Below are 12,765 nucleotides of genomic sequence, written 5' to 3'. Positions count from 1 at the left end.
TATTTACCGCCGCTTAAAGACATTTTAATTCCCACTGAAATACAGCACTTTGAATGGTAACGGGTATATATGAACTATTGTGAAACTGCGATAGCCAAACCACACAAGGTTCAACAACATCAACAACGCTCAACAACAAAACGCCTTGGGATGAAGTAGCCCAAGGCGCTTAACGTTATAGATGAACTGTCACTACTTACCAACCACATTAATCGTAAAGCTGTAGTTATACTTACCTGCGGGTATTTGATACTTAGCTATAGGTGCGGCTAGCGAGGACCATGAGTCAGTACCGCCAACGCCCATTTGTTTATGATCAATATTTAGCGTAGTAAAACCTTGCTCAACTAACTCATAAGGGTGTTTAGCTTCATCGATATTCTTTTGTGACCAAGGCCACACTGACATGCTGAGGTTTTCACTACCGTTAATGATAATACCCACGTTAGACGTTGCTTGTGTTAACTGCCACCAATCCACATCGGTTCTATTACCGTTTTCTTGCGGCACCATATACGGATAAGTTAATGTATCAACTTGTCCTTTATAAATACCAATTTCAGCACCTTTATTACGATCACTATAGTTTTCGAACGGTCCACGCCCGTAATAAGTAACATCACTCAAGTTCTGATTAATGCCAACTTGCATGCCTATTCTTGGGATAACAGGTAAAGATTTATCGGCATCAACTTGGGTTGATACGGCAATTTCACCCAAGCTATTAATGGTATAGTTATTGATAACGGTTAACTTAGTATCAATTGCTGACGTGACTGTAATTTGCACTTGTTGCTCATTTAATTTTTTAACTGAAAAATCAGTTAATACTAAAGAGTCTGCCGCTGTTTTCCAAAAGCCTAAAGTTTCATGCGTTCTCCAACCAATGCGATCATTATCCGTTTGTGCGCGCCAAAAGTTCATGGTTAAAGGTGATTTAATCATGGCTTCATTATTCACAATATATTGCGTCAGTTGACCTTTCTCTGTATCAAATTCAACAGTAAACAATGAATTGTTGATTGCAACTTTATTGGTAGTTTCTATCAAGGTTACGTCTTGAGCTGCTTTTAAAGCTGTTGTCGATTTTTTTAATATTTTTGGTGAAGCTGACACTAATTCAAACTTTTCTTTAGCAATTTCATAACCTGCTTCTGCCCAAGGAGCATCATTAGCAGTATGCGCACTTAAACGTAACCAGTAACGAACACCACTTTGCTCTTCAATAGCGGATAATTTAATGTTAATCGTTTTAGTATCGCCCGCGTCAAGACTGTTTTTAGCTAATGTTCCTTGGTCAATCACTTCATTATCAGCCATTAACTGCCAACGGATATTTTCTAAATTAATCGCTCGGTGGAAATAACGGTTAGTAATTTTGATTTTGGCCGTGCCTGATGTCAATACTTGAGCTAAATTAACCGTTTCAAATTTTACGGGTTGAAATACATATTTAGCATGGTGTAGTTCTGGGCTGGCGTTACCATATGAATCAACAATGCCGTTTTGGTTAAAGGCATGTGAATTAGGGGTATCACCAAAATCACCACCGTAAGCAAGAAAGGTTTCACCGCCTTCTGTTTTGTGCTCTAACCCTTGATCCATCCAATCCCAAATGTAACCACCAATTAAATTTTTACGTTGATAAATGAGATCCCAAAATTCATCAAGGTTGCCCATTGAGTTACCCATGGCGTGCTCATATTCACACATTAAAATAGGACGTTTCATGTATGGGTTGTCTGACATGCCTTTTAAGTATTCAATACTTGGATACATACGTGAAATAACATCCACATACGGTGGATCTGTAGGGTTAGCCATCGGCGTTATGCGGCCAAGTTTCTCCATAGTTTCAGGTACCCAATACCAACCACGTGGTGGTTGAATAAACTCTGGGTGTTCAGGTACACCTTGCGCGCCTTCATAATGAACAAAACGTGTTGAGTCATAATCTTTTATCCAACCGGCGGCAGCTGCATGACCAGGCCCCATGCCTGATTCATTACCTAAAGACCAGGAAATAATTGACGCATGGTTCTTGTCTCTTTCTACCATACGCATAATTCTGTCCATGATGGCAGGCACCCATTGTGGGCTATTTGAAAATTGACCACCAAATAAATGGCTTTCAACATTAGCTTCATCCATAACATAAAGGCCATACTCGTCGCATAAATCGAGAAAGTAAGGGTCGTTAGGGTAATGAGCTGTACGTACCGCGTTAAAGTTATTTTGCTTCATTAAAATAACATCATTGCGCATATCTTCACGAGTCAGGGCTTTGCCCCTTATCGCATTATGGTCATGGCGATTTACCCCGATAATTTTAATACTTTTACCGTTAACTAATAACTCACCAGTGTTAGCGTCAATCTTTACGTCTTTAAAGCCAACTTTACTACTTTTAGCTTCTATCACTTGCCCTTTATCATCAGCTAATGTTAATACCAAGCTATATAAATAAGGCGTTTCTGCAGTCCAAAGTTTTGGTTTATTTACTTTAATGTTAATTAGGTCAAATTGAATATTTTCACGTTGTGGATATGACTGCATTACCGTGTCAGCATTAATACTCACTTGGTTTACTTTGTTGTTCTTTGCATCAAATAAATCAGCTGTTAATGTCCAACCGGCCATTTTTTCATTATCACTTTGCGTTAAAAACGGACGAATTTGTAATTCCGCAGACTGGTAATCATCACTTAACTTAGGTTTCGCAAAAAAGTCTCTGATCGCAGTTTTAGGTTGTGCCAGTAGCAGTACTTCACGGTGAATACCGCTAATTTTCCACATGTCTTGACCTTCAAGATAACTGCCGTCACTCCAGCGCATAACCTGTAACGCTATTTTGTTTTTGCCTTGTTGCACAAAGTTTGACACATCAAACTCTGCTGGTAATCGGCTGCCTTGGCTGTAGCCAACTTTTTGTCCATTAACCCAAACATAAAAAGCTGAAGATATACCGCCAAAATGTAAAATAACTTGTTTTTCATTCCAACCTTTAGGTAAGTCGAACGATTTAATGTAAAAAGAAACAGGGTTTTCTTTAGCTATGTTTGGGCTGGTATCAGGAATAGAAGAAGTGCCGCCGCCAGAATAAAAAGGTAATTCAGTATTAGTGTAATAAGGGATACCATAACCAAGTAATTCTATATTTGAGGGAACTGGAATTTCTGTCCACGCTGAAGAGTCAAAATCACTAGCAACAAAAGAGTTATCAATAGATTCGTCATCTTCTTGATAACTAAACTGCCATTGGCCATTCAAGTTTAGGTAATCACTTTTTTCACGACCAGCTTCTGAACTTAAGCTAAGTAATGCAGCTTCGCTTGTGGAATAAGAGTAAGGCATAGCGCGGGTTGGTAAACGATTACGTGAGATAACCGCAGGGTTTTCCCAGTCTTTGTCTAGGTAGTCTGCAGCTTGCTGTTTATTTGCAAGATGAGACGGCATGTTGCTACACGCAGAAAGTAATAAAATAAATGCTAAAGAGCATCCTCGGTAAAAATGACAAGTCACCATAGACTCCTAATATATAAATCATGTATACAGGTATATACCCAAGTTACTCGGGTATAAGTTATATTGAAATTCGGCGTTTAGAACATACCAAAGTAAATTAGTTGATAGCACTACCAAATACATCAACTTCTGAAATCACCCAGTTCTGTTTTACACTACCATTTTTCAGTGTAAAACGAATGAACTTGGCTTCATGCCCCAGTGTTTCACTGATACGCTTACCGCTTGTTTGAATGTTTTTATCTATCGTTTCCCAGTGTTCACCATCAACAGAAAAAGACAAATCAAACGGGGTTGCACAAAGCCATGTCCATTTTCCACAATCCATATCAACTTGACTGATACGATAGGTGCCTGGTAATTCAATTTGCAACCACATTCCAATGGATTGCAGGTCTCCACTGTCCCATTTTGCCCAGTCAGCTTTGCCGTCGATCAACGCACCAAAGTCTTTATTGTTGTGGCTAGCACTGAATTTCCATGCTTTTTTATTGGTTAATTTATGACTATACAATTCACTTAACTCAGGCAAGGACCATGGCGCTGTTCTCGCGCTCATTTCTTTTAACGATTTGACTTGCTCAGCCGTTACTATTGAACTTTTATTATCAAAGTTATTTCTTATATAGGTAAGTACATCAGCAATCCATTGGTCCTCGTTCGAGGCTATGGATGCCATTACACCGCCAACATATGTTTCACCGTCAATAGGTCCTGATAATCCCTGTAAAACAATTCGCCCAAGTGTCGCCAAATCGCCTGAAACCCTAGGATTATTGTAAAAAGATGGAGCGATCAATTTATCGCCTGCCGGGGCTCCTTTGCCATCTGCACCATGACAACTGGCGCAAAGTGATTCAAAATTTTGTTCGCCACGTTTTAACGCTTTTGCTAGTGCTTGATTACCTTTCGCCAAAGCGTCATATTTTGCCTGAGCTTTCTCTTGATACAGAATTGCTTTGTTTATCGCTAACGGCCCTTTTTTATTAGGATATTTAACCATTACTGTATCGCGAACTGATTTACTCAATGCTTCAGGGATATCAACATAAGAAGTCGATAATAAGATTTGCTGTGCTAACTCGATGTCTGCAGTAGCTATAAGAGATTTCCAAACCTTAACGATACCTTGTTCAGACTTACTAACAAGTTGCTCTGATATGCGAACAGCGGCTGTGCGAACATTACTGTCTGAATCGGTGAACGCTGCGATTAATAAATCTTGGTCAATAATACCTAGGCCTTCAAGTGTCCAGAGCGCGTGCAAACGAGCCATTGCATTGTTATGCGTTTTAACTATGCTTTTAAGTTCAGGTACAACGGACATGTCTTGCGCTAAGACAATTAGTTTTTGGGCGTTAATTCGCCACCACTGATTTTCATGACTAAGGTGTTTTGTTAATTCAATAGGTGTTTCCGCATACATATTAGGCTTTTCACCAAGATCTACACCCGGTTTGGTTACACGGTATATTCGCCCGCCTCCCGTTATTTCAGCCAAGCCAAATTGTTCAATTATACCGCGCAAAAATGAACCTTTCTTAGTCCAGTTACCTTCCTGGATGATACCTCGGTACATATCCACAATATAAAGCGTACCATCGGGTCCGGTTTCACTCCAAACAGGCCTAAAGGCTGTGTCTGTAGAAGCGATAAATTCTTTTTTCTCGGCTTGATAAGGGTGGCTGATGACGGTATACCCATCTTCTCGCACCCTTTTAGCACTACGAATCAAGTTACCGACAGGCTCAGGTAGGATGTAATTACCGTAAATCTCTGGTAATTTATCACCTAAATAAATACTTTGTCCTGCAACGCCAGTAAAGGCATTTAACGTATTATCTGCACGTAAACGAATTTTCCCGCCCTGTACATCAGGAATGTTTTCAATAGGAAAAACTTCATTGAACCCTTCTGTTGTTTCCCCTTTAATCGGAATCATGCCGTATACACTGGGGAACTGAAAGGCAAAAACAGGTTGCTCTGCGCTGGCCGCAGAATAATACATTCTACCCGCTTCATCTTGCCCGAGGCCCCATTGACCACCACCATAACGGATAGTTTGGCTAGTAACTTCCCCCTTGTTAATACGGTATCTTTTATTGGTATAAGTAACATATAACCAGTTATCAATGCCCCAAATGAGTCCGCTAGGTTGATGTTCTAAATTGCCACCTCGTTTACCGCCTTTAAAAATAGTTGTCCGTTTATCAGAAATGCCGTCTCCATCTAAATCTTCAATTAATAACAAATCGAAGGTGTTCGTTTCACGCACTAATATTTTACCGTCCTCTAATGCCAACACCATTCTAGGTAACAGTAAGTTATCGGCAAAAATAGTAAAACTATCAGCAACACCATCATTATTAGTATCTTCTAAACGCTTAATACGGCTAAGTGGCTCCATTTGCCCGCTACCATCAGCATCTTGCATATAAGTTAACATTTCAGCAACGTACATTCGGCCCTTACCATCAAATGTCATTAACACAGGCTCTTCAACCATAGGCTCATGTGCTACAAGTTCAGTTTTAAAACCATCTTGAACGACAATGGCTGCATGAGATTCCTTTGGAGAAAGACCGACAACTTGTTGAAAATTATGACCGTGTTGATGCTCATGTTTCTTTTCTAGTGTTTTGGCTGATTTTTTTCCTGACTGCTGAGTTGATGATGTTGATTCCACCATATTTTGTTTAGCGCTCTCAACGGAATGTGCATCCCTCTCTTCAAGCGTTTTATTTTCACAACCAAACTGTAAAATTAGGGTGAGGTATAATAAAGATTTGAACCTAGAAATAGTCATATAACAACTCTTATTGTATTGATTTATAAGTGAATTAAAATAATCACGTCAGATGTAAAAATTTGATATTTATAATATTTTCGACTGGTAAATTAAAACTGATAACCATAAGGTTATAATTGAACTAGACAGATATTTTACAGAGCCTCGTATTGCAACAAACATATACTGAGGAATAAATCTCTATAAATTACATAAAAAATACCGCTTCAAATGAAGCGTTAACTAATAAGGCAAGTAAGTAAATACTTTACCAAATTATAATTATGTTAATACTTGTGTCACAGATAAGTTAGCGCAAAAAACACCTGAATCAAATTTATAACTAACTTCGATAGCCTCTTCAAATTCAATACCTGTTACAACATCTTGATCATTAACTTTAGCCATACTGCTATCACTTGAAGCTCATTCAACACAAATCAGTGTTATTCTGTTTAAAAAACATACTGATGTTTTATTTACATCGCTACTTTAAACCTACAAAACAAACTTTGTCAACATTGTTAATGTTAACAATAAACAAACACCATCTAAAGACGGTGGTTGTTTAGTAAATAATCTTTTAAAAGGGTCTAAATATTCAATAACATCGTTGCTTTCAATCCTAATAGCCAGTTATTAGGCAGTAACTCATGTTTAAAATCTCTACCCTTTCCGCTTTTTATCTGCTGTATTCACAATGACGCTGAAGATATAGACAATGGTGAGTTAATAAAACCTGGTAATTATGAATCGGGCAACTCAAATATAACGAGGTACTCACGTTACAACAAGGCAATACACCACTATTATTAAGCTACACTTTTTAATTCAACTGATGAGAATTCAACTGATGAGAATTGACTGATTTTAAATAATAAAACCATGTCTAGATATTGATTCAATGGCATATTTTATAGAACTAAATGGTAGTTAATTAATGATTTACCCGCAACAATTAAATATATACAATATCCATAATTTACCTGCAAATTGATAATACATAAAATAGTCAAAGCCTGTCTTTTTTTAAATTTTCAACACACTTACACAAGCTTAATGAGTATCTTTTTTCATATAAAGATTGGTATAAAAATGGGTAAGAAAGTCAGTTAAAAATAGTAGTTAGAGGTTTAGTGTTATGTCTGATGTAAACACGCTTGAGCAGTATACAATAAAACAAAAATTCACACTCCATTATGAGTACCCAGTATTATTTACCCGAGAAGTTTTTGACCAGAACAATAATATTTTAATCGACCTAATTGATAATAGAAATGAGTCTCCAAAGGTTATGGCTGTTATTGACCAAGGGTTATGCGATAGCAATCCATTATTACCGCAACAAATTGCCGATTATTTAGAATTACACGAAATTAATGTATTACCTGAAATAATAGTACCTGGTGGCGAAGCCTGTAAAAATGACGAACAACTCATTGATAGTATTTATCAAGCGGTAGAGACACATGCTATAGATCGCCATTCTTATATATTGGTGTTAGGTGGTGGTGCTGTTGTTGACGCTATAGGTTTTGCAGCCGCTACGGCGCACCGAGGAATTCGATTAATTAGAATACCCACAACAGTTTTAGGGCAAAATGATGCAGGAGTCGGAGTGAAAAATGCCGTCAATTACCATCATAGAAAAAATTATATTGGCACTTTCGCACCACCATTTGCCGTTATAAACGACTTTGATTTATTAACGACATTGAGCGATAGAGATAAACGTTCCGGTATTTCTGAAGCAATTAAAGTGGCGTTAATTAAAGACAACGTTTTTTTTACCGAGCTGTACCAGAGTAGACATGAGTTAGCTAAATTCGAAGACGCCCCCATGCAAAATATGATTATTAAGGGTGCCAAGTGGCATTTAAATCATATAGCAACCAGTGGTGATCCTTTTGAATTGGGCTCTGCACGACCATTAGATTTTGGCCACTGGTCTGCGCATAAACTAGAAGAATTAAGTAATAATGAATTACGTCATGGTGAAGCTGTTGCCATAGGTATCGCTATAGATAGTATATATTCTATGTTAGCTGGACACCTATCAACTGATGAATTGCAAAATATTTTAGCTTTATTAAAAGACGTTGGTTTTGAATTAAACCATTCAATATTAAGTAAGCTTGATATATCAAAAGCATTAGCTGAATTTAAAGAACACCTCGGCGGCGACTTATGTATCACGTTATTAAGTAACATTGGAACTGGTTTTGAAGTTAACGTAATTGACGAAGTATTAATGGTTCAAGCCATTGAGCAATTAAAGAGCTTATAACCATGATTACCCTTTTAACCGTTTTAAAGCTGATGCGTGCGCCTGCTGGTATTACGGCTATGTCAAACATTTTGGCAGCCTCTATTATTACCAGCCAAGCTAATCTTCGTTGGGATGTTTTACTCTTAATAATGGCCAGCGTGTTATTTTATTTTGCCGGTATGATTTTAAATGATTGCTTTGACTACAAAGAAGATTTAGCTGAAAGACCCCAAAGACCTATTCCTAATGGCGATATCTCATTAAAATCAGCTTGGATGTTGGGAGCTAGTTTTATCTTAGCAGGATTAGCATTCTCATTTAGTTACAGTGTGGTTTCAGGTGTTATTGGTATTGCATTAACAACCACTATTTTTTTATATAACGGCTTCATTAAAGAAGGTCTGCTCGGCTCAATGTGTATGGCGAGTTGCCGTTACTTAAATTGGCTGCTAGGTGCTAGTTTTGTTGCGTTAAGTAGCGAAAGTTTTTTATTAGCGTTACCAATATTCTTTTATATCACCGGATTAACTTTCTTAAGTAAACAAGAGACTCACGCTCGCAACAAAAACAGCGTTGTATTTTGTGGTAGCATGTTAGTCTTAACGGGTTTAGCGAGCATTTATTTAATTAATGTAGTTTTTATCTTGAGTACTGTTGAGCTAACAATTGCTTATTCTCTAATGTTTATTTGGGCAATGCTTATGCTAAATAAATTATTGAATGTTTTTAAAGCGTTTACTCCGGCTAATATTCAACAACTTATTGGGTTCATGGTCATCGGTGTTATTCCACTTGATGCACTTATTGTGGCTCTATCAGGTGAATATATCTTGAGTCTACTTATTTTGGCTTTGTTACCCCCTTGCCGTATGCTTAATAAATACTTATACGTGACTTAATTTTTCAACGAAATAAAATTTAATCAATGATGTTATACCAAGATTTAGAACGTGAATTATACGCACAGCTATCACAAGAGGAGCTGCAGTGGCTTAGCAGCACAGTGCAAACTCTACGTAATAGCACCGATATAAATAATGACATACTAGACGCCTCTGTTTTTGTTAAACGCAAAATCCAAACCGAGCTGAAAATACAATTTACTGAGCTTAAACATTGTGACAGTGTTGAAGTGTTCAGAATATTTTTCTTGCTAACGGCGCTTAACGCTTCGCAAACAACAACGGATACAGCATCTAATTCAACTCCTAATGTAACGCCAAACATAGTAAACCTCGCCTCGTTTTTAAAAAAATATTACCAAGGCGGAGATAGCGCTGAAAAGTCAGCTTTACTTAAAGGTTTGTTGTTACTTGATGAAAAGGGCGAAGCCGTTAATGTAGCGATAAACGCGACACGTTGTAACAGTGTTGATGAATACACCGCATTAGCCTTAAACAATGCCTACCCTGGTACTTTTTTCCCTGAATTAAACTTTAATCAATTAGTATTAAAAACATTGTTTATGGGTTTAGCGATAGATGAGCTTTTATTATTGTCCGAAAGATGCAATTCATCGTTGAGTAATATGTGTTTTTCATATGCTGTTGAACAAGCTTTAGCTGAACGTATACCACCAGCTTCATTGTGGTTAGCGATAAAATATGTAGATTTAACCACTGAGCATCAAGCTGATTTTGAACACTATATTCAGCATTTTTCACAACACGATGCACATCATAAAGACACTATTGCTAGGTTAATTGAACTTCAAGAACTCACTTTTGTAAAGTGTGATAATACCACATTAAAGGACTATTAGCTTTCTTAGAAAGTGATGAACTTTATGATGAGTGATTAGATCTTATCTCACTCAAAAACCTAACGAAACTGATAATAAAACTGATCATAAAGAGCATAGTTAAACCTATGTCTATAACAAATGACTTAAGGAATGATAATGAAATATTTTGACCCACACATTCACATGTTAGCGCGTACCACTGATGATTATGAAAATATGGCTGCTGCTGGTATTGTTGGTATTGTTGAACCTGCTTTTTGGTTAGGGCAACCACGCACGCAAGTGGGTTCATTTATTGATTATTTTGACACGCTAATTGGCTGGGAACACTTTAGAGCATCACAATTCGGTATTATGCACTTTTGTACTATGGGCCTAAACCCTAAAGAATCGAATGATGTTGAGCTTGCTGAAGCGGTGATGAAAATTTTACCGCGTTATTGCCAAAAAGATAATGTTGTTGGTGTGGGTGAAATTGGTTATGACGATATCACGCCAGAAGAAGACCGTTTCTTAGGCGAACAATTGCAGCTTGCGAAAGAGATGAATTTACCGGTACTTATTCACACGCCGCATCGCGATAAAGTGAACGGTACAAAACGTACTCTTGATGTGATTAAAGAAAGTGGTATTGCCGAGCATATGGTACTAGTTGATCATTTAACTGAACAAACGCTACCATTAGTATTAGAAACCGAATGTTGGCGTGGTCATAGTATTTACCCAAATACTAAAATGTCTGAATCTCGAATGGTAAAACTATTACAGCAATACGGCATTGATAAAATGATCGTTAACAGTGCTGCTGATTGGGGTTGTAGTGATCCGCTTAAGGTACCAAAAACAGGCCAAGCAATGTTAGAACAGGGTTTTACCAAAGAGCAAGTTGAAAAAGTAACCTTTAACAACCCAATTAACTTCTTTGCACAAAGTGGCCGTATTTCTTTAGATATGGTGAAAAAACCTTTAATTGATCAAACTAAAACGTTTGAAGATAATAAAGTGTTACGTGGTCAAGAGCCGATTATTGAAACATCAGCTAAATAATTAGTTAACCTGAGTTCTGGATAATGAATTTTTCCAAAAAGCATCTCGCCTATTGCAGTAATGTACATCCAGGCGAAGATGTTTCTTCTGTTATTAACAATATCAAACAGCATTTTTCAAGTGTTCGTGAAAAACGAAAACTCAAAGAAATGGCTTCAGGACTTTGGTTATCGGCTAAGGCGGTTAACGAGTTACTTGAAGAGCCTGAGTTACTGTATTTATTTAAACAATCACTCAATGAGTATGGCGTATTATTAACCAGCTTAAATGGCTTTCCTTATGGGGATTTTCATCAAGCTGTCGTTAAGCAAAATGTGTACTTGCCAACTTGGGCGCAAGCCGAGCGTTTACAATATACTAAAAATCTAGCCACTATTTTGGCAACTTGTTTACCCGAGCAATGCCATAAAGGAGCAATATCAACGCTCCCCTTAGCTTACGCTGATACTTGGGATGAATCTCAACATCAATTAGCCATTAATCAATTCATTGAATTAGCACAATATCTAGCTGAATTAGAAGTTAAAACAGGTAAGAAAATTGTTATTTGCATTGAAATGGAGCCTGATTGTGTTTTACAGCACACTCATGAACTTGTTAAATTTTTTAAAAATGATTTGGTGCCTGCAGCAATAACGTCAGGCCTCACTAAAGCAACGCTATTACGTTATATTGGCTGTTGTTATGATACCTGCCATCAAGCGGTAATGAATGAGAATATTACTGATTCGTTAACGGCTATTACAACGCTAGGTATTGATATCGCAAAAATTCAAATATCTAACGCTGTTAATGCCGAGATAGACTCACTTGAAAAAGTAAAACAATTAACCGCGTTATTTAAAGACCAAAAATTTTTGCATCAAACCAAAGTTTTTTCAAAGAATACTTTGATTTCAGAGCTAGCCGATTTAGAAGAAAACCAATTATCCGATCTTGTCTCCAACACCCTATTTTCAGCTAAATCGTTAACAACAAACGCTGTAATAACTCAATCGATGACGGGTAAATCAGTAACAACTAATTCATCAATAACTAAGCAATCAACAAATAAGTCATCACAACATAGTGATTTAGTACTAAACGCGAAAGTGCATTATCATATTCCTATTAATCAAACGGAATCAGATTTTCCTTATGCCTTTTTGTCATCTACACAGGCATCAATTCTAGAAACACTGGACTTTTTAACAGTGAATAAAAAGCTACAACCTTGCCTTGAAATTGAAACTTACACTTGGCTAAATTTTTTAAGTACGGGAGATAAACAAGTAATAGATTTACATGACGGTTTAGCAGCAGAATTTTATTGGCTCGAAGCCGCTTTAACAAATAAAAACTTACTTTAATAACAACACTTATCTCATGCATTTAATGTATATACAGGAATAA

General features: G+C 37.2%; 8 protein-coding genes. 5 read left to right on the top strand and 3 right to left on the bottom strand.

The genetic code is table 11. The annotated features are described in order from the left end of the window. Positions 1 to 192: 192 nt before the first annotated feature. From KO502_RS01895 to KO502_RS17180, 3 genes are all read right to left on the bottom strand, one after another. Complete coding sequence (locus KO502_RS01895) at positions 193 to 3,456, bottom strand: glycoside hydrolase family 2 TIM barrel-domain containing protein (protein WP_216020853.1); 3,264 nt, start codon at positions 3,454 to 3,456, stop codon at positions 193 to 195. A gap of 166 nt (positions 3,457 to 3,622) precedes the next feature. Then, positions 3,623 to 6,331: a discoidin domain-containing protein gene (locus KO502_RS01890; protein WP_252730441.1), complete on the bottom strand. Its 2,709-nt coding sequence runs from the start codon at positions 6,329 to 6,331 to the stop codon at positions 3,623 to 3,625. A 264-nt stretch (positions 6,332 to 6,595) separates the two neighbouring features. Beyond that, positions 6,596 to 6,721 carry a hypothetical protein gene (locus KO502_RS17180; RefSeq protein ID WP_289846763.1) on the bottom strand — a complete coding sequence of 42 codons (126 nt, stop codon included), beginning with the start codon at positions 6,719 to 6,721 and terminating at the stop codon, positions 6,596 to 6,598. Between the two features lie 733 nt (positions 6,722 to 7,454). Between KO502_RS17180 and KO502_RS01885 the strand changes: the two genes are divergently transcribed. The 5 genes from KO502_RS01885 (at position 7,455) to eboE (ending at position 12,722) form a co-directional block, all read left to right on the top strand. Continuing rightward, a complete protein-coding gene (locus KO502_RS01885; RefSeq protein ID WP_216020852.1) occupies positions 7,455 to 8,600 on the top strand; it encodes a 3-dehydroquinate synthase in 1,146 nt (381 codons plus the stop codon). Between the two features lie 2 nt (positions 8,601 to 8,602). Then, a complete protein-coding gene (locus tag KO502_RS01880; RefSeq protein ID WP_216020851.1) occupies positions 8,603 to 9,481 on the top strand; it encodes a UbiA family prenyltransferase in 879 nt (292 codons plus the stop codon). Positions 9,482 to 9,507: 26 nt separating this feature from the next. Beyond that, positions 9,508 to 10,344 (top strand): EboA domain-containing protein, encoded by an 837-nt coding sequence (locus KO502_RS01875; protein WP_216020850.1) that lies wholly within the window; start codon positions 9,508 to 9,510, stop codon positions 10,342 to 10,344. Between the two features lie 138 nt (positions 10,345 to 10,482). Continuing rightward, positions 10,483 to 11,373 (top strand): TatD family hydrolase, encoded by an 891-nt coding sequence (locus KO502_RS01870; RefSeq protein WP_216020849.1) that lies wholly within the window; start codon positions 10,483 to 10,485, stop codon positions 11,371 to 11,373. A 23-nt stretch (positions 11,374 to 11,396) separates the two neighbouring features. Further along, positions 11,397 to 12,722, top strand: coding sequence for a metabolite traffic protein EboE (gene eboE / locus KO502_RS01865; RefSeq protein ID WP_216020848.1), 1,326 nt, complete (start codon positions 11,397 to 11,399; stop codon positions 12,720 to 12,722). The last annotated feature ends 43 nt before the right edge of the window (positions 12,723 to 12,765 follow it).

It is taken from the genome of Colwellia sp. E2M01, assembly GCF_018860585.1.
Classification (GTDB): Bacteria; Pseudomonadota; Gammaproteobacteria; order Enterobacterales; family Alteromonadaceae; genus Colwellia.
The sequence above is the reverse complement of the archived record's forward strand: the minus strand, read 5'-3'. Positions and strand labels throughout refer to the sequence as shown.

Excerpts from the sequence above, each read along its gene's own strand:
- KO502_RS01895 (WP_216020853.1), bottom strand. The coding sequence starts at position 3,456 with ATGCCGTCTCATCTTGCAAATAAACAGCAAGCTGCAGACTACCTAGAC.
- KO502_RS01890 (WP_252730441.1), bottom strand. The coding sequence starts at position 6,331 with ATGACTATTTCTAGGTTCAAATCTTTATTATACCTCACCCTAATTTTA.
- KO502_RS17180 (WP_289846763.1), bottom strand. The coding sequence starts at position 6,721 with ATGGCTAAAGTTAATGATCAAGATGTTGTAACAGGTATTGAATTTGAA.
- KO502_RS01885 (WP_216020852.1), top strand. The coding sequence starts at position 7,455 with ATGTCTGATGTAAACACGCTTGAGCAGTATACAATAAAACAAAAATTC.
- KO502_RS01880 (WP_216020851.1), top strand. The coding sequence starts at position 8,603 with ATGATTACCCTTTTAACCGTTTTAAAGCTGATGCGTGCGCCTGCTGGT.
- KO502_RS01875 (WP_216020850.1), top strand. The coding sequence starts at position 9,508 with ATGATGTTATACCAAGATTTAGAACGTGAATTATACGCACAGCTATCA.
- KO502_RS01870 (WP_216020849.1), top strand. The coding sequence starts at position 10,483 with ATGAAATATTTTGACCCACACATTCACATGTTAGCGCGTACCACTGAT.
- eboE (WP_216020848.1), top strand. The coding sequence starts at position 11,397 with ATGAATTTTTCCAAAAAGCATCTCGCCTATTGCAGTAATGTACATCCA.